The sequence below is a fragment of the Exiguobacterium flavidum genome (assembly GCF_003344535.1).
GTDB lineage: Bacteria > Bacillota > Bacilli > Exiguobacteriales > Exiguobacteriaceae > Exiguobacterium_A > Exiguobacterium_A flavidum.
Map to the genome: position 1 here is coordinate 22,907 of NZ_QPKS01000016.1, position 20,100 is coordinate 43,006.

The 20,100-nt window shown below is 53.8% G+C and carries 22 protein-coding genes and 2 rRNA genes; 1 reads left to right on the top strand and 23 read right to left on the bottom strand.

What is annotated here, in order from left to right; translation table 11 throughout:
• Nucleotides 1–7: 7 nt before the first annotated feature.
• From pth to metG, 12 genes are all read right to left on the bottom strand, one after another.
• Nucleotides 8–565 (bottom strand): aminoacyl-tRNA hydrolase, encoded by a 558-nt coding sequence (gene pth / locus DFG60_RS13100; RefSeq protein WP_114572224.1) that lies wholly within the window; start codon nt 563–565, stop codon nt 8–10.
• 61 nt (nt 566–626) lie between these two features.
• Nucleotides 627–1,583, bottom strand: coding sequence for a ribose-phosphate diphosphokinase (locus tag DFG60_RS13105; RefSeq protein WP_114572225.1), 957 nt, complete (start codon nt 1,581–1,583; stop codon nt 627–629).
• 55 nt (nt 1,584–1,638) lie between these two features.
• A complete protein-coding gene (glmU, locus tag DFG60_RS13110; RefSeq protein WP_114572226.1) occupies nt 1,639–2,988 on the bottom strand; it encodes a bifunctional UDP-N-acetylglucosamine diphosphorylase/glucosamine-1-phosphate N-acetyltransferase GlmU in 1,350 nt (449 codons plus the stop codon).
• Between the two features lie 169 nt (nt 2,989–3,157).
• On the bottom strand, nt 3,158–3,457 hold the full coding sequence (gene spoVG / locus DFG60_RS13115) for a septation regulator SpoVG (RefSeq protein WP_114572227.1): 300 nt from the start codon (nt 3,455–3,457) through the stop codon (nt 3,158–3,160).
• Between the two features lie 167 nt (nt 3,458–3,624).
• Nucleotides 3,625–4,449 carry a pur operon repressor gene (purR, locus tag DFG60_RS13120; RefSeq protein WP_114572228.1) on the bottom strand — a complete coding sequence of 275 codons (825 nt, stop codon included), beginning with the start codon at nt 4,447–4,449 and terminating at the stop codon, nt 3,625–3,627.
• A 66-nt stretch (nt 4,450–4,515) separates the two neighbouring features.
• Entirely contained in the window at nt 4,516–5,376 is an 861-nt protein-coding gene (ispE, locus tag DFG60_RS13125; RefSeq protein ID WP_114572229.1) for a 4-(cytidine 5'-diphospho)-2-C-methyl-D-erythritol kinase, read from the bottom strand.
• 97 nt (nt 5,377–5,473) lie between these two features.
• Nucleotides 5,474–5,713 carry a Veg family protein gene (locus tag DFG60_RS13130; protein ID WP_114572230.1) on the bottom strand — a complete coding sequence of 80 codons (240 nt, stop codon included), beginning with the start codon at nt 5,711–5,713 and terminating at the stop codon, nt 5,474–5,476.
• 84 nt (nt 5,714–5,797) lie between these two features.
• On the bottom strand, nt 5,798–6,676 hold the full coding sequence (gene rsmA, locus DFG60_RS13135; protein WP_114572231.1) for a 16S rRNA (adenine(1518)-N(6)/adenine(1519)-N(6))-dimethyltransferase RsmA: 879 nt from the start codon (nt 6,674–6,676) through the stop codon (nt 5,798–5,800).
• Between the two features lies 1 nt (nt 6,677).
• Complete coding sequence (gene rnmV, locus DFG60_RS13140; RefSeq protein ID WP_114572245.1) at nt 6,678–7,232, bottom strand: ribonuclease M5; 555 nt, start codon at nt 7,230–7,232, stop codon at nt 6,678–6,680.
• A 72-nt stretch (nt 7,233–7,304) separates the two neighbouring features.
• Nucleotides 7,305–8,609 (bottom strand): 3D domain-containing protein, encoded by a 1,305-nt coding sequence (locus tag DFG60_RS13820; RefSeq protein ID WP_269801302.1) that lies wholly within the window; start codon nt 8,607–8,609, stop codon nt 7,305–7,307.
• Between the two features lie 14 nt (nt 8,610–8,623).
• On the bottom strand, nt 8,624–9,391 hold the full coding sequence (locus tag DFG60_RS13150; protein WP_114572233.1) for a TatD family hydrolase: 768 nt from the start codon (nt 9,389–9,391) through the stop codon (nt 8,624–8,626).
• 54 nt (nt 9,392–9,445) lie between these two features.
• Nucleotides 9,446–11,392: a methionine--tRNA ligase gene (gene metG, locus DFG60_RS13155; RefSeq protein ID WP_114572234.1), complete on the bottom strand. Its 1,947-nt coding sequence runs from the start codon at nt 11,390–11,392 to the stop codon at nt 9,446–9,448.
• Between the two features lie 341 nt (nt 11,393–11,733).
• Here metG and DFG60_RS13160 point away from each other — a divergent pair, with 341 nt between their 5' ends.
• Entirely contained in the window at nt 11,734–12,030 is a 297-nt protein-coding gene (locus DFG60_RS13160; protein ID WP_114572235.1) for an AbrB/MazE/SpoVT family DNA-binding domain-containing protein, read from the top strand.
• Between the two features lie 55 nt (nt 12,031–12,085).
• Here DFG60_RS13160 and rsmI read toward each other — a convergent pair whose 3' ends face one another.
• From rsmI to DFG60_RS13215, 11 genes are all read right to left on the bottom strand, one after another.
• Nucleotides 12,086–12,937: a 16S rRNA (cytidine(1402)-2'-O)-methyltransferase gene (gene rsmI / locus DFG60_RS13165; protein WP_114572236.1), complete on the bottom strand. Its 852-nt coding sequence runs from the start codon at nt 12,935–12,937 to the stop codon at nt 12,086–12,088.
• A complete protein-coding gene (locus DFG60_RS13170) occupies nt 12,915–13,190 on the bottom strand; it encodes a GIY-YIG nuclease family protein (protein ID WP_114572237.1) in 276 nt (91 codons plus the stop codon). The genes rsmI and DFG60_RS13170 overlap by 23 nt, the downstream gene beginning before the upstream one ends.
• Entirely contained in the window at nt 13,183–13,920 is a 738-nt protein-coding gene (locus tag DFG60_RS13175; protein WP_114572238.1) for a tRNA1(Val) (adenine(37)-N6)-methyltransferase, read from the bottom strand. The genes DFG60_RS13170 and DFG60_RS13175 overlap by 8 nt, the downstream gene beginning before the upstream one ends.
• A 49-nt stretch (nt 13,921–13,969) precedes the next feature.
• Nucleotides 13,970–14,308, bottom strand: coding sequence for a DNA replication initiation control protein YabA (gene yabA / locus DFG60_RS13180; protein WP_114572239.1), 339 nt, complete (start codon nt 14,306–14,308; stop codon nt 13,970–13,972).
• A gap of 15 nt (nt 14,309–14,323) precedes the next feature.
• A complete protein-coding gene (locus DFG60_RS13185; protein ID WP_114572240.1) occupies nt 14,324–15,154 on the bottom strand; it encodes a PSP1 domain-containing protein in 831 nt (276 codons plus the stop codon).
• Nucleotides 15,155–15,160: 6 nt separating this feature from the next.
• Nucleotides 15,161–16,150 (bottom strand): DNA polymerase III subunit delta', encoded by a 990-nt coding sequence (locus tag DFG60_RS13190; protein ID WP_114572241.1) that lies wholly within the window; start codon nt 16,148–16,150, stop codon nt 15,161–15,163.
• The gene (locus DFG60_RS13195) at nt 16,150–16,479 is read right to left on the bottom strand and encodes a cyclic-di-AMP receptor (RefSeq protein WP_114572242.1); all 330 of its coding nucleotides are present in this window, start codon (nt 16,477–16,479) and stop codon (nt 16,150–16,152) included. Before DFG60_RS13195 ends, DFG60_RS13190 begins: the two co-directional genes overlap by 1 nt.
• Nucleotides 16,448–17,113 (bottom strand): dTMP kinase, encoded by a 666-nt coding sequence (gene tmk / locus DFG60_RS13200; RefSeq protein WP_114572243.1) that lies wholly within the window; start codon nt 17,111–17,113, stop codon nt 16,448–16,450. Before tmk ends, DFG60_RS13195 begins: the two co-directional genes overlap by 32 nt.
• The gene (locus tag DFG60_RS13205) at nt 17,114–18,526 is read right to left on the bottom strand and encodes an aminotransferase class I/II-fold pyridoxal phosphate-dependent enzyme (protein WP_114572244.1); all 1,413 of its coding nucleotides are present in this window, start codon (nt 18,524–18,526) and stop codon (nt 17,114–17,116) included. It abuts the gene before it with no gap.
• 78 nt (nt 18,527–18,604) lie between these two features.
• A 5S ribosomal RNA gene (rrf, locus tag DFG60_RS13210) occupies nt 18,605–18,720 on the bottom strand.
• Between the two features lie 47 nt (nt 18,721–18,767).
• Nucleotides 18,768–20,100 (bottom strand): 23S ribosomal RNA (locus DFG60_RS13215); the annotation flags it as partial.

Here is a 20,100-nt window from a genome sequence, read left to right on the forward strand (position 1 = left end):
GTTTCGTTCAATTATAGCGATTCATGAGCGCGAGGAATGGCGTATCGACGAAATCCGCCGCTACGTTCGCCGCTTGCTCGAGTACTTCCTTCAGTTCGTGCTGCTCGTTCTTCGCGAACGGCATCAGCACCCAGTCGATGACCTGGATTGGGGCCGGCGGTCTGCCGATACCGAGTTTCAACCGTTTGATCTCTTGCGTGCCGAGATGCTGAATGAGCGATTTGACGCCGTTATGGCCACCCGCGCTCCCTTTCGATCGCAGCCGCATCTTCGAAAGCGGCAGATCGAGATCATCATAGATGATGAGCATGTCCTCCGTCTCGATCTTATAGAAATCGAGCAACGGACGCACTGCCTCTCCAGAAGCGTTCATGTAGGTGAGCGGCTTTACGAGCACGACACGCTCTCCATTGATAGTTCCCGTCCCGAAGAGCGCTTTAAACTTCGATTCCGTCAATTTTATCCCGTGCTTCTCAGCCAGGGCATCGATCGCAAGGAATCCGATGTTGTGCCGCGTATACGTGTACTTACTGCCTGGATTCCCAAGTCCGACGATACATTTCAAGGAAATCCCTCCTTTCATTCATCAAAAACAAGCTGCCTAGAAGGTCTAGGCAGCTGGCTCATCAGCCGAACAGCGGGCTGATTGATTTTTGTTCGTGGACACGGATGATCGCTTCCGCGAGCAGGCGCGCCACTGAGATTTGTTTGATTTTGCTTGCGCACTCGCGGCTCGTCAAATCGATCGTGTTCAAGACGACGAGCTCCTCGATTGCCGAGTTCTCGATCCGTTCCATCGCAGGACCTGAGAGAACAGGGTGTGTGCAGCATGCGTAGACTTGCTTCGCACCATTTTCGATCAAGGCGTTCGCAGCGAGCGTGATCGTCCCTGCCGTGTCGATGATGTCATCGATGATGATCGCAATCTTGCCGTCGACCTGACCGACGATGTTCATCACCTCAGCGACGTTCGGTTTCGGACGGCGCTTGTCGATGATTGCAATCGGTGCTTTCAATTGTTCCGCTAATTTACGTGCCCGCGTCACACCGCCATGGTCCGGAGAGACGATGACGAGTTCATTCGGGTCGATGTTCTTCTTCTCGAAATAAGAGGCCAGAAGAGGAACGCCGAGCAGCTGGTCTACCGGGATATCGAAGAATCCTTGGATTTGCGCAGCATGCAAGTCCATCGTCACGACGCGTGTAGCGCCCGCGACTTCAAGGAGGTTCGCTACGAGCTTCGCCGTGATCGGTTCACGCGAACGGGCTTTACGGTCCTGACGCGCATAGCCGTAGTACGGAATGACGACGTTGATCGTCCGTGCCGAAGCACGTTTCAATGCGTCGATCATGATGAGCAGCTCCATCAGATTCTCGTTGACCGGTTGGCTCGTCGATTGGATGACGTAGACGTCATCACCGCGAACGCTCTCTTCGATGTTCATCGAGATTTCGCCATCGCTGAAATGCTTGACTGAACTTTTGCTGACGGGAATGCCGATGACCTTGGCGATTTCCTCTGCCAGTGGTTTGTTCGAGTTGAGCGCGAAAATACGAATTTCATGTTCTAGGACAGTAGACATGGTTGGGTGGCCTCCAAATTGTTTAGTTTAGACGAGGGTGGCGACAATGCTGATTTTATCGGTAATTCTGTTTTGTCGTTTGACGTTCGCGCGCGATCGCAAGGGCATTATCCGGCACGTCTTCCGTGACCGTCGATCCTGCGGCGACGAGCGCGTTCTTCCCGACCGTTACCGGCGCGATCAAATTGACGTTGCATCCGATGAACGCTCCGTCTTCGATGACCGTCTGGAACTTGTTTTTCCCGTCATAATTGACAGTGATCGAACCGCAGCCAAGATTTACATCCTTGCCGACGCTTGCGTCTCCGACGTAGCTGAGGTGCGCTGATTTGCTGCCTTCACCGAACGTCGACTTCTTCACTTCGACGAAGTTGCCGATGCGCGTGTTCGCACCGAGGACAGCTTGTTGACGCAGATGGGCGAACGGACCGACCTGTGCCTCCGAACCGATCTCACTGTCCGTGACGACCGACTGGCGAACGATCGCCTTGTCGGCGACGACACTGTCGCGGATGTCCGAGTTCGGACCGATCACGCATTCTGAGCCGATCACCGTCTTGCCGAGCAACTGCGTACCCGGATACAGGATCGTGTCCGGACCGATCACGACGTCAGGTCCGACGTACGTCGAAGCGGGATCGACGAACGTGACGCCTTCACGCATCAGACGCTCATTCGTACGCTCGCGGAACCATGTCTCAGCCTGTGCGAGAGCGACACGGTCATTGACACCGATCGTCTCCTCGAAAGCCGGCGCTGCATGTGCCGCGATCGTCTCACCTGCCGCCTTCGCGATTGCGATGACATCCGGCAAGTAGTATTCGCCTTGGGCATTGTCGTTTTTGACCTGCTTGAGCGCCGCGAACAGCATCTCGTTATCAAAGACATATGTCCCTGTATTGATTTCACCGATTTCAAGTTCAGCCGGGCTCGCATCCTTGTGCTCGACGATTTTCTCGACGTTTCCGTCTTCGCCGCGCACGATTCGCCCGTAACCTGTCGCGTCTTCTGCATGAGCCGTCAATACGGTGACCTTCGCGTTCGTTTCTTCATGATGTGAAATCAGGGCGGCCAGTGTTTCACTCGTCAGGAGAGGCGTGTCTCCGCAGACGACGAGCGTCGAGCCTTTTTCCTGTCCGAGGACGGGTTCAGCCATTTGAACAGCGTGTCCTGTGCCAAGCTGCTCACTTTGAAGTGCATAATCCACCGATGTGCCGAGCACTTCCCGGACTGCTTCCGCTCCGTGGCCGACGATGACGACTTGGCGCTTTACACCGAGCGTCTTCAATTGGTCGACGACGTGTTGCACCATAGGCTTTCCTGCCACCGGATGAAGTACCTTGTAGAGCTTCGACTTCATGCGCGTCCCTTTACCAGCTGCTAGAATTACCGCGAAATGATTCATCCTTGTCGCTCCTCCACGTAAATTAGTGTCGTTTTCTATCTGAAAAAATACACTCGTTCTTACTATAACGAAACTTGTGACACTATTCAATGCTCGCCCCGGTCCTCCGGACACAGAAAAGCAGCTCCGCCTCGCTTTTTGAGGGGAGCTGCTTTATTCATGCGCACATTCAGATGGATTCAAGTTCGGCCGACGCCGTCGCGCCTTCCTCTGCCTCGTCCCGAACAGCATAAGCCTCGAGAACGGCATCCTCTACCTTCTTACGCATCAGCGCGTTGATCGGATGGGCGACATCCCGGAAAATTCCTTCTTGTGTCCGTTTACTAGGCATCGCGACGAAGAGACCACTGTTCCCTTCGATGACGCGCAGATCGTGGACGACGAATTCATGGTCAAGCGTGATCGAAGCTAAAGCTTTCATCCGGCCTTCGGCCACGACGCGACGAATCTTGACGTCAGTAACGTTCATTTGGTTCGCACCCCTTTATGTCCGTGTCACAACTCATCGTTGTCTACTCCTAGTTACGGCTCAAAAGTCCTAAACGTTTAGTCGTTTCCCATCTTTTCAAGATTTTTTTCCAAAAGTTTGCTATTTTCAGTCTAATTTCTAAAATTAGGTATGTCAAATATTAAGAATCACTCGAAATGTGCAGCGGCGTTCCCGCGATGGACATGGATTTGACCTTGATCGACGTCGACATCCGCGAGCCTCATCAGGGAAACGTACTCGCTGACCATCTTGCGTTCTGCGCCTTCCGCCTCAATCAGCACGCCGACGCCTGCGACTTTAGCCTCGAACTCGCTGAGCAGACTCATCATACCGCGAATCGTTCCGCCGGCCTTCATGAAGTCATCAATCAACAGCACATTCGCTCCGCGCGGAAGACTCCGGCGTGCGAGTGCCATCGTCCGAATCGCTTTTGAAGAGCCTGAGACGTAATTGATGCTCACCGTCGATCCTTCCGTCACCCGGCTGTCAGAACGCACGATGACGAACGGTACACCGAGCTGCTCCGCAACGGCATACGCGAGCGGAATCCCTTTCGTAGCGATCGTCATGACGACGTCGACCTTCTTCTGGCTAAAGACCGATGCAAAAACTTGCCCCATCTGCTTCACCATTCGCGGGTCGCCAAGAAGATCCGTCAAATACAGATATCCCCCCGGCAACAGACGGTCTGGTCGTGCGACGCGTTCACACAGCTCATCGATGAAGGTGAGCGCCTTCTCACTGCTCCAAGTCGGAATGAACATGACACCGCCCGCGGCCCCCGGTACCGTGACGAGCTTGCCTGTCCCTTCTTGTTCGAGCATGTCACTGACGATGTCGAGATCCTCACTGATCGAGGACTTAGCCGATTTATATCGTTCCGAGAACATCGTCAAGGAAACGAGCTGATGCGGATGATCGAGCAAATAGCGCGTCATATCGACGAGCCGGCCGCTTCTCCGTATTTTCATTAATGTTCCACCTCTCCGTATATCCGAATATTCACTAGTGAATATATCATTTTCATACGGAAATATTCAATGCTTTTCCCCAATAAGCCGAACGACATATACTTCGTTGCAAAAACCGCGCAAGCCATTATAGAGGCGATGTGCACGATTCTCATGTTCCGTCAGCGCGAAAACTGTCGGGCCGCTGCCGCTCATGAGCACGCCTTCTGCTCCGCAGCTCGCCATGAAGTCCTTGATTTGCTGGACTTCCGGATGCATCGGAAGCGTGACGGATTCCAGTATATTGCCCAGTCCTTCACAAATCCCCTTGAAATCCTGTCCTTTGATCGCCTCGATCATCTTCGGAACGTCCGGATGCTGCGCGGTCTTCAGGTCGAGCGCTCCGTATACGTCCGCCGTCGAGACGCCGATCGATGGTTTCGCGAGGACGACCCAGCATGGCGGCGGCGCCGGAAGATCCTCGAGCACTTCACCCCGGCTCGTCGCGATCGCCGTCCCACCCATCACACAAAACGGGACGTCTGAACCGACCTCAGCGCCGATTTCCGCGAGCTCCTCAAGCGAGAGACCAAGCTTCCACAGCTCGTTCAGTCCGCGAAGCGTGGCCGCCGCGTCACTCGACCCTCCAGCGAGACCTGCTGCGACCGGGATGTGCTTCTCGAGAAAAATCTCCACTCCCTCTTTCACTTGAAACCTTTCCTTCAGTACAGCCGCTGCTTTGTATGCCAAGTTCCGCTCGTCGTTTGGGACATAGGCATGCTGAGCGTTCATCCGGATCTCTCCGCCCTCGAGCAGCGAGAGTTCGAGACGGTCGGAAAGATCCACCGTCGTCATCACCATATGTACGTCATGATACCCATCCGGTCGCTTCCCCGTCACATCGAGCACCAAGTTGATTTTAGCTGGCGCTTTCACAGTTATCGTCATCCTGCCCTTCCTCCTCTTCCACCTCGTTCTTTAGGCATTGTATCAACCTTTCCCAAAAAAAAGAAGCAGGCATTTTAGCCCGCTCCGAAAGATAAAGTCACGCATTCGCGAATTCGATTTGTACGGAATCTGTCAGGACGTCGGCGTAGCTGTAAGAGACTCGCTCGACATTGTGGCGCTCTGCGTCTAGCTTGACAACAAAAACCGACGGATACGTCTCAACGAGCGTACCGATGCGGGTAACGACCTTCTTGCGACCGCCGCTTGCTTTTAGCGTCAGTCTTTCACCTACATGCGTTTCAAACACATGTCTGATTTCGTTCAACGTCTTTGGCATACGCTTCACCTCACTAATATTTATTATAGCATATTAATTAAATATTAGAAAGGAGAAATATTATATATGTTATGTTCCAGTCCGTCAACGTTTTTTAAGTGAAAGAAGTGCGTCCGCAAGCTGTGCGAATTCTTCCAGACTGAGTGTCTCCCCACGGCGTTTCGGATCGACTCCTGCCTTCTCGAGCGCTGCTTCGACATCCGGTTTCGCCGCTTTTCCGAAGTGGCTCGTCAAGTTGTTGAGGATCGTCTTCCGGCGCTGCGCGAAACTCGCCCGCGTCACTTCGAAGAAGAACGCCTCGTCCTCCACACGAACCGCAGGCTCTTTTCTGATGTTGAGACGGATGACAGCCGAATCGACGTTCGGCGCCGGGATGAAGACCTGTTTCGGTACGGTGAAGCAGACTTCGGCCTCTGCGAAGTACTGGATCGCAATCGACAACGAGCCGTACGCTTTCGTCCCCGGCTTCGCACCGATCCGTTCAGCGACTTCCTTTTGTATCATCATGACGAGCGTCCGGAACGGCGCCTTCGCCTCAAGAATCCGCATGATGATCGGTGTCGTGACATAATACGGCAGATTCGCGACGACGGCGAGGTCCGTTATGCCTTGCGACGTGAACTCCCGCTCCACGATTTCGGCAAGGTCGAGTTCAAGCGCGTCCCCGTGGATGACAGACACATGTGGATACGGCGCCATCGAATCATCGAGGATCGGCAGGAGCCGCTGGTCGATCTCAAGGGCGACGACCTTCTTTGCGAGTTTCGCCGACTGTTCCGTCAGTGATCCGATACCGGGACCGATCTCAAGGACGCCGCTCTCCGGTGTCAGACCGGCAGCCCCGACGATGTTGCCGAGTACATTCAAATCAATCAAAAAGTTCTGCCCGAGCGACTTCTTGAAGGAGAACCCGTGTTTTGCGAGGATCTCCTTCGTCCGGTGCAACGTTGCGATATCTTTCACTTCAAATTTCCTCCTCTAGTTGGGCGAGCGCCGCTTCCCATTCCGCTTTCGTGATCCGGATGGCGTCTACGCGTTTGACGAGCTGCTTCGCGTTCGGTTGACCGATCGCAAGAATCTCGCCGAGCCGCTTTCTTCTGGCAGAGGCGGCGGGACCGCCGATCAGGTCAGCTGCGAGTATCATTTCGCGCGTCACCTCCGGCTGCCGTTCTTCGCCGATCTCATATACAGCGGCGAGCGCTTGCTCGATCGCTGCCGGCGAGGCGTGCTCGACGCCGATTTTTCCCCGCTTGTCCTTTGCCGCTTCCCGGGGCAGGTAGGCATGCTTACAGCCCGGTACCCGTTCGTTTATCCGGGCGCGAATCCGGTCACCAGGATAGTCTGGATCGGTAAAGACGATGACGCCCCGACGTTCGAGCGCCTTCTCAATCCGTTGCATCGTTCGCTCATTGACAGCCGAACCGTTCGTCTCAATCGTATCTACTTCGAATATTTCCTGAAGCCGTGTCGTATCGTCTCTTCCTTCGACGACGATGACTTCCTTTAAGCGTTTCCGCATCAGATCTCCACCTTGTTTCATTAACTGCACTTTCGTTATTGTACCTCTTTCCCGAAAAAAAACAAGGAAGCGTCAGTCGACAGCTTCCTTGTCCTTTGCTGAAGGAATGACCCAGACCTTGATCGGCTTGCGGCCGAACTGAAGCGCCCTAGCCTCTCCGTCGACCAGAATGTCGATCTTATTCCCTTTGATGGCACCGCCCGTGTCGAGTGCCACGGCCAAACCGAAGCCTTCTACATAGACACGGCTGCCGAGCGGAATGACCTTCGGATCGACAGCGATGATCGTCATCCCTTGATAGGTGATCGTATCCGTCACGTCGTACCCGGTCGCCGTCAAGGCACGCCCGTCGTACAAGCGGCTTCCGTTCGACTCCGGATTATTCGTATAGGCTGTCGCCTCGACCGTCAGAGTCTTTGCGTTCTTGAAGTCGAGCGCATCACTCGCCTCCGGTTTCGAGACGAGCGGAACCTCGGCTGCCTCCTCGACGAACGAATCCGCCACCTCGGCAGTTTCGCTCTTCGGTTCTACAGCCTCAGTCTCAGTCTTGGTCTCTGCCTGTTCGGGAGGTTTCGTTCCGACTTTGATGACCTGCTTCGCCGGTTTGCGCGTCACCTCGTCCGAGAGGAGAGCCCGTTCCTTGCTTTGGCCGTTTTCGAGCGTCAAACGAAACGTACGCGCCCGAATCCCCGGACGCCCCGGTTTCTCGACGACCTGCCGCCCCTTCTCAAGCGTCGGATCCTCGACCGTCTCGGTCTCGAAGGGGAGGAGCTCCTCTTCTACGAGAGAGGCCGTCCGCGTCGTATTGATTGCGATCGTCGCCCCCTCCTCGACCACATCGTCAAGGCGTGGCGCGACGTCGTCCGTCGCCTTCAAGCTGACGTCTTCACTCTTGAGCAAATCACGCACCGTCGTCTGATAGGTGAACACTTTTCTCGCCTTCCCGCCGATGATCAGCTCGACCGCAAAGGCCGGGCGGTAACGGACCGTCATCCCGTTCGTGACGACGGCCTCCTTGCCAGGATAGACGTCGTCCGTCTCGTCGAGTCTCACTCCCTGCGTCTCAAGAAGTTCCGCGACCGTCCTCGCATGCGTCCTGATCGACCTGCTCTCGCCGTATCCCACGAGCAACGTCACTTCCTTCGCCCGCTCGATGACGATCAGACGGTCTTCAGGCAGGTCGGCACTTGCAGCCGGTTCGATCTCATCTTCCGGCCGAAGCGAAAGTCCCATCTGATCAAGAACACCATAGACGGAAGTTTCTTTCGTCTCGATGATCGTCTTCTGTCCATCGACGAGCACCGTCACCGGTTCGTTTGACGCGAACGAGTAGCTGAACCAGGCGGCGGCGAGCATCAACACCCCTGTCGCTGTCATCCAGAGCGATCGCATCATGGCAGGCGGAAGAGGCGTTTCGCGTTCGCGGTCGTCGCCTGTTCGATGTCCGCATACATCATCCCCCGCAGTTGCGCGATTTCCTCAGCGACGAAGCGGACGTATGCCGGTTCGTTTCGCTTACCGCGATGCGGAGTCGGCGTCAAATATGGGCAGTCCGTCTCGACGAGCAATCGATCAAGCGGGACCTCCTGTGCGACACGTTTTGGCACCTTCGCGTTCTTGAATGTGACCGGACCGCCGAGCGAGATATAGAAATTCAGGTCGAGACAGCGCGGCAATAATTCTGCGCTCATGCTGTAGCTGTGCAGAACACCTCCGACTTCTTTCGCCTCCTCCTCCTCGAGAATTCGAAGCGTATCCTCCGTCGCGTCCCGATTATGGATGACGATCGGCATGCCCTTCTTCTTCGCGAGGCGGATCTGTTCACGAAAGACACGTTCCTGCACATCTTTTGGTGACTTATCCCAGTGATAATCGAGACCGATCTCACCGAGCGCTACGACTTTCGGGTGATCTAGCAGCCGTTCGACCTTCGCATAGGCCGCTTCGTCGAAGTCGATCGCATCGACCGGATGCCAACCGACGACGGCGTACAGGTCATCATATGCCTCCACGAGCTCGATCGCCCGGTCGATCGTCGGATGATCGAAACCGACGACGAGCATCGGCGAGACCCCGTTCGCGCGTGCGCGTTCGATCGTCTCAGCAACATCGTCACCGTATTGTTCAGAATTGAGATGCGTATGGGTATCAATCAACATTCTGTTTTCCCCTTTCAAAAAAAATGCCTGTGGAGAACTCCACAGGCACCGGAATCATTTTACGCTCGCGCCATTCGGCATCGTCGATGGGACGGTCGCGAGTTCCAACTTGCCTGCTTTTTCTGCTGCGAGTACCATGCCTTGTGACAGTTCCCCGCGCAGCGTGACCGGCTTCAGGTTCGCGACGACGATCACTTTCCGACCGATCAAGTCCTCCGGCTCGTACCATTCAGCGATTCCTGAGACGATTTGGCGCGTCTCCTTGCCGAGGTCGACCTGCAACTTGAGCAGTTTTTTCGCCTTCTTGATCTTCTCAGCCGTCACTACTTCGCCGACGCGAAGTTCGATCTGATCAAAGACATCGATCGTCGTCTCTGCACGCACGTCGAGGTCTTCTTCCTCTTCCTCTTTGACGCGGGAAGCAGAAGCCTTCTTCATCATCTCGACGATCGCATCGACTTCTTCCTTCATGTCGCGACGCGGGAAAATCGGTTCTGCCGTCCCGACTTTCGTTCCGTCAGCAAAGCCGGCGAAATTCGAGAGTGCTGCCCAGTCCATCGACTCGTTCTCGAGTCCGAGTTGGCGGAACATCTCTTTTGGCGAACGCGTCATGAACGGTTGAAGCATGATTGCGACGTGACGGAGCGTACCGACGAGGTGCGTCATGACCGACGCGAGTTCCGTGCGATGTGCCTCGTCCTTCGCGAGCACCCAAGGTTGCGTCTCATCGATGTATTTGTTCGCGCGGCTGATCAGCTGCCAGATGTTCGTCAACGCGACAGAGAACTCCATGTGCTCCATTGCTGCTTCGACCTTCTTCACAGTCTCGTCTGCGAGCTCAGAGAGCGTCGCGTCAAATGGTGTGACCGAACCGGCATACGCAGGAACAGTTCCATCGAAGTACTTCGTCACCATCGCGATCGTCCGGTTGAGCAGGTTGCCGAGGTCGTTCGCGAGGTCGAAGTTCATCCGCTCTACGAAGGCTTCCGGCGTGAACATGCCGTCTGCACCGAACGGGACTTCACGGAGCAGATAATAGCGAAGTGCGTCAAGGCCGTAGCGTTCGATCAACGGAATCGGATCGACGACGTTGCCCTTCGACTTCGACATCTTCCCATCCTTCATCAGGAGCCATCCGTGAGCGAAAACTTGCTTCGGCAATGGCAGATCGAGCGCCATCAATAGCGCCGGCCAGATGATCGTATGGAAACGGACGATCTCCTTACCGACGAGATGAACGTCCGCCGGCCAGTATTTATCGAAGTTCCCTTGATCGTCCGTACCGTACCCGAGCGAAGAGATATAGTTCGTCAACGCATCGACCCATACATAGACGACGTGTTTCGGATTCGACGGGACCTTGACGCCCCAATCGAATGTCGTCCGGGAGACGGCGAGATCTTGGAGGCCGGGCTTGATGAAGTTGTTGATCATCTCATGCTTCCGCGATTCCGGCAAGATGAACGACGGATTGGCTTCATAGTAGTCGACGAGGCGGTCAGCATATTTGCTCAGGCGGAAGAAGTAACACTCCTCACGGACGAGTTCGACCGGATGTCCGCTGTCAGGGCTTTTACCGTCGACGAGCTGAGATTCCGTGTAATACGTCTCATCCGGTACCGAGTACCATCCTTCGTACTCCCCGAGATAGATGTCGCCCTTTTCAAGGAGCGTCTCGAAGACCTTCTCGACTACTTCCTTGTGGCGGGATTCCGTCGTGCGGATATAGTCGTCGTAAGAGATGTCGAGGCGATCCCAGAGAACTTTGATGTCCTTGACGACCTCATCGACGAACGCTTGCGGCGTGACGCCGGCTTCAGCGGCCTTCTCCTGGATTTTTTGACCGTGCTCGTCCGTACCTGTCAGGTAGCGGACGTCGAAGCCCTGAAGCCGTTTGTAGCGGGCTACTGCGTCGCCCGCGACCGTCGTGTAGGCATGGCCGATATGTAGCTTCGCGCTTGGATAATAGATAGGTGTCGTGATATAGAATGTCTTTGACATGTTACTCCTCCGTTCTGATTCTGCATGAAACCATTATACGCTGTTCAGCGGGCTGTGTCGAAAATCGACTTTTGTCGAATTGAAACATTTTTTTACATTTATTGAACTTTACAGAAAAAAACATTCAATAGTTTACTTTGCTTAAAAAAGGGAAAAAGATTCAATAAAACGATTCGTTTTTGGAGAAAATCAGAAATAAATGACATTTTGATTTCAAGCTTTTCAGATTGGTTGACTACTTTTGGAAAGTTTAGTATTCTACTTTCTGTAGTATTGATGTCGAATTTTGACGATTTTCTAATACAAGACAGAGACACAGACATCAAAGGAGGAACCCCTTAATGAAATCAACAGGAATTGTCCGTAAAGTAGACGAGCTCGGCCGCGTCGTCATTCCAATCGAATTGCGCCGTACGCTTCAGATCGCTGAGAAGGATGCACTCGAGATCTATGTCGACAATGACCAGATCATCCTCAAGAAGTATAAGCCGAACATGACTTGCCAAGTCACAGGCGAAGTTTCAGAAGATAACTTCAAACTCGCTGACGGTAAACTCATCCTTTCGCCGGAAGGCGCACAGCGCGTTCTCGTCGAGTTGAAAGATTTCCTCGATCGCCACTATGCAGGAAACGAATAAGCTTTAGCAGCTATCGAAAAGGAAGCCGGGATCCCGGCTTCCTTTTTTCCGTTTCTCACTGTTCATGGTAGAGACGATACAGCTCTTGCCGGTCGATTCCGCGTTCCTTCGCGACGCGCTTGATCGCGGCATTCGGCTTCTCGCCTGTCGCGACGCTCTGCTCGATCTCCTCGAGCGGTTCAAGCAACACCTTCTCTTCCGGCATCTCCCCGGTTCCGCCTTCGACGATGACGACGAATTCTCCCCGCACGTCCTCAGCCGCCCAGGCGATCATTTCCGAGACCGTCCCACGGATGTATTCCTCATAACGCTTCGTCAATTCCCTCGCGAGCACGACAGGGCGATCCCCTAGCACCTCAAGCAGGCCTTGGAGCATCTCGCGCAGCCGGTGAGGGGCTTCGTAGAAGATGAGGCTTCCCTGCTCATAGCGGAGCGTCTCCAGCGCTTCCCGACGATCCTTCTTCTTCCGCGGCAAAAATCCGTAATAGAGAAAACGATCCGTTGAAAGTCCCGAGGCGATCAGCGCTGTCAACGCTGCATTCGCTCCCGGCAAAACGACGACCGGGATGTCCGCTTCGATCGCCAGGCGGATCAAGTCACTCCCCGGATCAGAGATGCCGGGCATGCCTGCATCCGAGACGAGTGCGACGGTCTTTCCCTCCTCAAGGTCCGCAAGCAACCGTGCTCCGCTGACTTGTTTGTTGTGCTCATGGTAACTGACGAGCTTGTTCTCGATCTCAAAATGCCGAAACAGTTTCATCGTCTGCCTCGTATCCTCAGCAGCGACGATGTCCGCTTCCTTCAAGATCCGAATAGCCCGGATCGTCATGTCCTCAAGGTTTCCGATGGGTGTCGGAACGATGTAGAGGCCATTTTCCTGTCCTTTAAAGCTGCTGGTTGCCCGCATGTTGCCCCTCCTTGATCAACTTTTCCTTTTGCGTGCGCGTCAATTGTTTGATCGCGTATTCCCGCTTCAATGCCTCGCTGCGGCTTGCGAATGTCTCCTTGTACATCAACGTCACGGGCAGGCGCGCCTTCGTATACTTCGCACCCTGTCCCGCGTTATGGACCGCGAGCCGCTTATCGACATTGACGGCATAGCCGGTGTAATAACTACCATCGCCGCAGCGGACGATATAGACGAAATGGCCGTCAGGCATCGAGTATGTCCTGCATCTGCTTCGTATAGGTGTCGTCCGCTTCATAGACGACGAACGGAGGAAGGATCTTCAGACCGGGCTTCGCATCCTTCGTCCCCTCGATCAATAGCGTATTCGCTTCCTTCCCCTCTTTCGGATAGACGAGTTGCATCCGCTTCGGCTCGATCCGGTGCTTGCGCATGAGTGTCACGATATCGAGCAGGCGCTCCGGACGATGTACGAATGCGGTCTTTCCGCCCTGTTTCAGCAGTTCAGATGCCGAACGGATGCAGTCTTCGAGTGTACAGAGGACCTCGTGCCGCGCAATCGTGTAATGCTCACTCATATTCCGCGATGACGCCTCATGGGCAAGGAAATATGGCGGATTGCATGTCACGACGTCATATCGAGAGTGCCCGAGCAGTTCAGCCGCCTGTTTGACATCACCCTCGATCACGGACAGCTGGTCTTCCCGCTCATTCAAGCGGATGCTGCGCGTCGCCATATCGACGAGCCGCGGCTGGATCTCGATGCCCGTTATGCTTCCTGAAGTCCGATAAGACAAGAAGAGCGGGATCGCTCCGTTTCCGGCACATAGATCGACGAGTTTTCCTTGTCGAATCGGGACCCAGACGAAGTTCGACAACAGAACGGCATCGAGCGAGAATGAGAACACGCTCGGACTTTGGATGATGCGGCCCTCTCTGCCAAGCAAATGATCGAGCCGCTCGTCTTCGTTTAATTCAATCATGATTGTCTTCCTTTCCTAAAAAAAAGCCGACTTCTAGGAAGTCAGCCTCTCAATGCTTCGTTAACATGGACAAGCAGAACAGACAGTCTCCATCTTTCCGGACCTGACCATAGTGCAGATTGCAGATGTGGAAACCTTCCTGATACAGACGACCCAAGTTGTCGTAGCCTGCTCCGACTCCGGCTTCTGCGACCTCTTCTGTCGTCGGTTGTTCTTCAAGGTCCATCTTTTCGCGCAGATGATGGTTCTCGAGATACAGATGTTGGTTTTCCTCCATCAAATAGGCCAGCTGGTCCTTCAACACGCTCAGATGCTCCGTGAGCAGATGGATCTGTTGCTCGATGGCATCGACACGCGTAATGATTTCTCTTTTATCGACTCTCTCCACGTGTTATGCACCCCGTCATTCTTTTGGTCGTTTTTGTTTCACAGCACCGACGGAGAGCAGTTCCTCCATCGTATACGTCAAGACGCGCGAGCGGTCCTTCAATTCAATCTGGACGATTTGATCCAGGATATTGAGTCCGACGACACGGCCTTCGCCTTCAGGGATCGTCAGGCGTCTGCCATAATCAGGCAAGTCGCGGCGCATCTCTTCGTACGTATCGTTCTCATACTTCAAGCAACACATCAAACGACCGCAAACGCCCGAAATTTTCGTCGGGTTGAGCGAAAGGTTCTGGTCCTTCGCCATCTTGATCGAGACGGGTTCGAATTCTCCGAGGAATGAAGAACAACAGAGAATGCGGCCGCACGGTCCAATCCCCCCGAGAAGCTTAGCTTCGTCACGCACACCGATTTGACGCAACTCGATGCGGGTGCGGAACACAGCAGCCAAATCCTTGACGAGTTCCCGGAAGTCAACACGTCCTTCTGCTGTGAAATAGAAAATGACCTTATTGCGATCGAACGTATATTCTACATCGACGAGTTTCATATCGAGCCGATGTTCACGAATCTTGCTGACACATACCGCATGCGCATCAAGCGCTGCAACTTTATTTTCACGAACGATCATGGCATCTTTATCATCCGCTATCCGAAGAATCGGTTTTAGAGGTAAGACCACATCATCCTCGTCCATTTGTTTACCCGCAACGACTACTTCTCCGTACTCGATGCCACGTACCGTTTCGACGATGACATGTTGTCCGCGAAGGAGCGACGCTTGTCCGGGTGCGAAGTAATATATCTTGCCCGCTTCTTTAAAGCGAACGCCAACAGCTTCTAGCATGTCGCTCTATCCTTTCTGTAAGTCAAACATGAGACGCTCAACCGTTAATTGAGGATTAACGTTCGCCTCGACCCGTTTTACCGCCTCGAGGACGGCTTGGAGTGAGCGCGTGATCGTCGCCTGACTCTTCGCGCCTGCTTGTTCAAGGAGTGGACGATGGCGCGAATAGGTGATCGTCTCCCATGACGGATCTAATTTCAGGTGCAGTACATCCTCGAAAAAAGCTGTCACGAGTTCAAGACCAATCCTTGCGTCTTGCCGGCTTTTGAACTGTCCAATCCATTTTTCCTGGACGAAAAGAGGCAAGTCGGCCGGACGACTCATTAATTCCTCCATCAATTGTAACACTTGGGCTCGGGCATTTACAAACCACTCTTCCGATAACGCTTGCTCCGCATCATCGATTTTCGGGTACACTCGTGCCGCTAAAGTCGCAAGTTCAGCATCCCGCCCCGTACGCTCTGACAAAGCGGCGGCGATGATCGTCCGGTCAGCCGGACGGAAGGTGAGCAACTGTCCCCTTGACCGAATCGTCGGCAACAGGAGGTGAGGCTGATTCGTAAGCAAAATCGCTACTTTCCCTTCTCCCGGCTCTTCGAAAAACTTAAGCAGGCTGTTCGCCGCTTGTGGTGTCATCCTATGTGCCTGACTCACCACATACACTTGACGATTCCCTTCGAGACCACGAAGCGAAAGATCGTGCATCAGCTGTTGAACCTGTTCTTTTTTGATGGTCGCCCCGTCCGGTTCGATTTCATAGTAGTCCACGAAGTTCCCGCTATCCATACGCCGGCAATTGCTGCAGACGAGGCACGGCTCCGTTTCCTGCTTCTCACAAAAGAGCGTCTTGGCAAACAAGCGAGCCGCCTCCAGAAGAAGCGGCTCATAGTCGCCGGTGAAGATGTAAGCATGATTGATTCGATGGTCGCGCAGTGAGTTTTGAAGGATCGTAGCGATGATCGACTGCGTTTTTGCCAATTCTTTGAATGTCTGCATCAGAATTGATAAAATCCTTCGATCGGCAAGACGAATACTGTCGCTCCACCGACTTGAACTTCTACAGGATACGGGATATAGGAATCTGCGTGTCCTCCCATTGGTGAAATCGGTGATACCATCTGTTCCCGACTCGAGCAATTCTGTTTAATGACACCCATCAATTCATCCAGACGTTCAGTCGGGACCCCCATCATGAAAGTCGTGTTGCCTTCCTTCAAAAAACCACCTGTCGTCGCAAGCTTCGTCGCACGAAAGTCATGTTCGACGAGTGATTCTGCCAAACGAAGGCTGTCCTTATCTTGAACGATCGCGATTACCATCTTCATCGTCATCTCTCCTTTTTTTCATGAATGCCAAGAGGTCGGTTCGCAATTCTTCTGCGATCTCTTCAACCTCTCGATTGGCATCGATTCTTCTGACTCGGGCAGGTTCATCAGCGGCAATCGCCATGAATCCATCATAGACACGCTGGCGAAATGTATCATCCCGCTGCTCGATCCGGTCAAGTGCTCCGCGTGCATGCATGCGCTTCTTCGCATCCTCTACCGTCAAATCGAATAAGTACGTCCGGTCTGGGACGAGTCCGCCTGTCGCATGGGCATTCACTTGTTCAATCGTCTCGACAGGAAAACCGAGCCCGTATCCTTGATACGCGACTGATGCATCGACGAAACGGTCACATAAGACGACCTTCCCCTCGTCAAGTGCCGGCAGGATCAGCTCATTGACGTGCTGTGCCCGTGAAGCGGCATAAAGCAGTATTTCTGTCATATCCGCCATCTTTGCAAACGCAGGATCAAGAATCAAGGACCTGATATGATCCCCGATTTCCGTTCCCCCAGGTTCTCTGGTTAATACGACTTCGATTCCTGCCATTTCAAGTTCTTGCGCGAGAAGCTTCAATTGCGTCGTCTTTCCCGCGCCGTCTGGACCTTCCACTGTAACGAACAAACCCTTCATTCAAAGCTGTCCTTCCTTCAACACGCAAATCATATCCTCAACAAGGCGTTCGCCTCCCTGAATATGGGCGTGTACATTTAGATAGTAACGAATATGTTCCACATGCTCAGCCAAAATCCTCTCTCCTTTAAAAAGAAGTGGTATTCCAGGAGGATAAGGAATCAATGTCTCGAGCGTAACGCATCCAACGCTGTCTTCAAGCAAGACCCATGTTCCCTCAGCGTCCATCATGCTGTCGAAAGGGTACTCCAGTTCGGATACCTTCATTTTACCCTTAATTGGAGGTTCTATACATACGTTCGCTTGATTCTCTTTCAGAGAATCACAAGCCAGGCGAACCCGTCCCATGTACTGGATGAAAGTCTCGTCGTCCAGATAGGCAAGTGGCAACAGGCAGACGACATGGTCATGCAGCGCGAATTCCGCATCGATTCCGTTACGCGACAGTGCCTCAAGCAAGGCCGCTCCGGACGCGGCCTTGTAGCGCAACGTAAAACGCGTCCAGTCATGATAAATGAAGATTTCTAAGCCCTCTATCTGCCGAAGTTCCTCATGAAAACGTTCATGGCTCCTACGTATCTCCGTCCAGTCACTCTCCGTTAGAGATGCCAGGTAACTTCGTGCGTAATCAAGCGAGGCTAGGAGCAGATAAGATGGGCTCGAGCTCTGGAACGACTGTAATGCATGTTTCAGCCGTCTTGTTTGCCCCTCTGTGAAGCGGTCATGCATCCATGCAGCCATCGTCAGGGCAGGAAGCGTCTTATGCGCAGACTGGACGACAGCCGTCGCACCGAGTTCAAAGGCAGAACGCTGGCCGAAATTCGCATTGAAATGCGCTCCATGTGCCTCATCGACCAGAAGCGGGATGCCTTGTTCATTCGTAACCTCAACAATCTCTTCGATTTTTGCAGCCTCTCCGTAGTAGGTCGGCGACGTCAGGAAAACAGCAACCCCTCCCGGGAAGCGTTCCATCGCTTCTGTAAGCGTTTCACGTGAAACATGTCGACCGATCGCCAAATCCGTCCCAAGCTCAGGCTGCAGGAAGACAGGCTCTAGCCCTAGCCATTCCATAGCGTTGAATACGGATTTATGTGAATTGCGCTGCACATAGATCCGGTCTCCCCGGTTCGCAACTGCTGCGAGCATCCCCCAGTTCCCGACAGTAGATCCATTGACAAGAAAATGACTGTGAGGTGCTCCGTATAGTTCTTCGAGGAGGCCGATAGACTCTGCAATGATTCCCTCCGGATGATGGAGGTCGTCGAGTCCCGGTAATTCTGTTTGATCCCACTCGAGTTGCAGAATGTCCTTCGGAAACAAATCACTACTTTTATGTCCGGGAACGTGCCAAGAAACTGCTTCTCTTTTCTGATGTGAGATCAGTCCTTCGATGATTGGAACTCGATTGGACATGTTTCATTCCTCCTAAATTGAATGTATAATGCAAAAAAGGTTGATCCGCAGCTTACGCGAATCAACCTTTTTGTTCTTGCCTGGCAACGTCCTATCCTCACAGGGGGAAACCCCCAACTACTTTCGGCGCTCAGGTGCTTAACTTCCGTGTTCGGCATGGGAACGGGTGTGGCCACCTGGCCATCGCCACCAGACGATCGGGCTCGCGCCCTCAAAACTGAAGCCATCAACAAACATCGATTAGATCAAAGCCTCGACCGATTAGTATCACTCAGCTCCGCATGTCGCCATGCTTCCACCCGTGACCTATCTACCTCATCGTCTCTGAGGGGTCTTTCTTGATTGCTCAAAGGGAAATCTCATCTCGGAGGGGGCTTCATGCTTAGATGCTTTCAGCACTTATCCCGTCCGCACGTAGCTACCCAGCGATGCTCCTGGCGGAACAACTGGTACACCAGCGGTGCGTCCATCCCGGTCCTCTCGTACTAAGGACAGCTCTCCTCAAATTTCCTGCGCCCACGACGGATAGGGACCGAACTGTCTCACGACGTTCTGAACCCAGCTCGCGTACCGCTTTAATGGGCGAACAGCCCAACCCTTGGGACCTACTCCAGCCCCAGGATGCGATGAGCCGACATCGAGGTGCCAAACCTCCCCGTCGATGTGGACTCTTGGGGGAGATCAGCCTGTTATCCCCAGGGTAGCTTTTATCCGTTGAGCGATGGCCCTTCCATGCGGAACCACCGGATCACTAAGCCCGACTTTCGTCCCTGCTCGACTTGTAGGTCTCGCAGTCAAGCTCCCTTCTGCCTTTGCGCTCTTCGAATGATTTCCAACCATTCTGAGGGAACCTTTGGGCGCCTCCGTTACTGTTTAGGAGGCGACCGCCCCAGTCAAACTACCCGCCTGACACGGTCCTCCAGCCGGATCACGGCTGCGAGTTAGAGACTCTATGCATGAAGGGCGGTATCCCAAGGGTGACTCCTCCGAAGCTGGCGCTCCGGGCTCGACGTCTCCCGCCTATCCTGTACATCATGCACAAAGCCCCAATATCAGGCTGTAGTAAAGCTCCATGGGGTCTTTCCGTCCTGTCGCGGGTAACCTGCATCTTCACAGGTACTATGATTTCACCGGGTCTCTCGTTGAGACAGTGCCCAAATCGTTACGCCTTTCGTGCGGGTCGGAACTTACCCGACAAGGAATTTCGCTACCTTAGGACCGTTATAGTTACGGCCGCCGTTTACTGGGGCTTCGGTTCAGAGCTTCGCTTGCGCTGACCCATCCCCTTAACCTTCCAGCACCGGGCAGGCGTCAGCCCCTATACGTCATCTTGCGATTTAGCAGAGACCTGTGTTTTTGCTAAACAGTCGTTTGGGCCTATTCACTGCGGCTCCGCCTGAGGCGGAGCGTCCCTTCTCCCGAAGTTACGGGACCATTTTGCCGAGTTCCTTAACGAGAGTTATCCCGCGCGTCTTAGAATTCTCATCTCGCCTACCTGTGTCGGTTTACGGTACTGGCGCCTTCCACCTCGCTAGAGGCTTTTCTTGGCAGTGTGAAATCGTGACCTTCGTCCC

Coding starts and splice junctions, on each gene's coding strand:
- ispE (WP_114572229.1), bottom strand. CDS start 5,376: ATGACGATAACTGTGAAAGCGCCAGCTAAAATCAACTTGGTGCTCGAT.
- DFG60_RS13130 (WP_114572230.1), bottom strand. CDS start 5,713: ATGCCAAAGACGTTGAACGAAATCAGACATGTGTTTGAAACGCATGTA.
- rnmV (WP_114572245.1), bottom strand. CDS start 7,232: ATGCGGAAACGCTTAAAGGAAGTCATCGTCGTCGAAGGAAGAGACGAT.
- DFG60_RS13190 (WP_114572241.1), bottom strand. CDS start 16,150: ATGCAGACATTCAAAGAATTGGCAAAAACGCAGTCGATCATCGCTACG.
- DFG60_RS13105 (WP_114572225.1), bottom strand. CDS start 1,583: ATGTCTACTGTCCTAGAACATGAAATTCGTATTTTCGCGCTCAACTCG.
- tmk (WP_114572243.1), bottom strand. CDS start 17,113: ATGAAGGGTTTGTTCGTTACAGTGGAAGGTCCAGACGGCGCGGGAAAG.
- DFG60_RS13175 (WP_114572238.1), bottom strand. CDS start 13,920: ATGATTGAATTAAACGAAGACGAGCGGCTCGATCATTTGCTTGGCAGA.
- purR (WP_114572228.1), bottom strand. CDS start 4,449: ATGAAAATACGGAGAAGCGGCCGGCTCGTCGATATGACGCGCTATTTG.
- DFG60_RS13195 (WP_114572242.1), bottom strand. CDS start 16,479: ATGAAGATGGTAATCGCGATCGTTCAAGATAAGGACAGCCTTCGTTTG.
- spoVG (WP_114572227.1), bottom strand. CDS start 3,457: ATGAACGTTACTGACGTCAAGATTCGTCGCGTCGTGGCCGAAGGCCGG.
- DFG60_RS13205 (WP_114572244.1), bottom strand. CDS start 18,526: ATGTCCAATCGAGTTCCAATCATCGAAGGACTGATCTCACATCAGAAA.
- DFG60_RS13160 (WP_114572235.1), top strand. CDS start 11,734: ATGAAATCAACAGGAATTGTCCGTAAAGTAGACGAGCTCGGCCGCGTC.
- DFG60_RS13185 (WP_114572240.1), bottom strand. CDS start 15,154: ATGCTAGAAGCTGTTGGCGTTCGCTTTAAAGAAGCGGGCAAGATATAT.
- DFG60_RS13170 (WP_114572237.1), bottom strand. CDS start 13,190: ATGCCTGACGGCCATTTCGTCTATATCGTCCGCTGCGGCGATGGTAGT.
- glmU (WP_114572226.1), bottom strand. CDS start 2,988: ATGAATCATTTCGCGGTAATTCTAGCAGCTGGTAAAGGGACGCGCATG.
- DFG60_RS13820 (WP_269801302.1), bottom strand. CDS start 8,609: ATGACAGCGACAGGGGTGTTGATGCTCGCCGCCGCCTGGTTCAGCTAC.
- metG (WP_114572234.1), bottom strand. CDS start 11,392: ATGTCAAAGACATTCTATATCACGACACCTATCTATTATCCAAGCGCG.
- DFG60_RS13150 (WP_114572233.1), bottom strand. CDS start 9,391: ATGTTGATTGATACCCATACGCATCTCAATTCTGAACAATACGGTGAC.
- rsmI (WP_114572236.1), bottom strand. CDS start 12,937: ATGCGGGCAACCAGCAGCTTTAAAGGACAGGAAAATGGCCTCTACATC.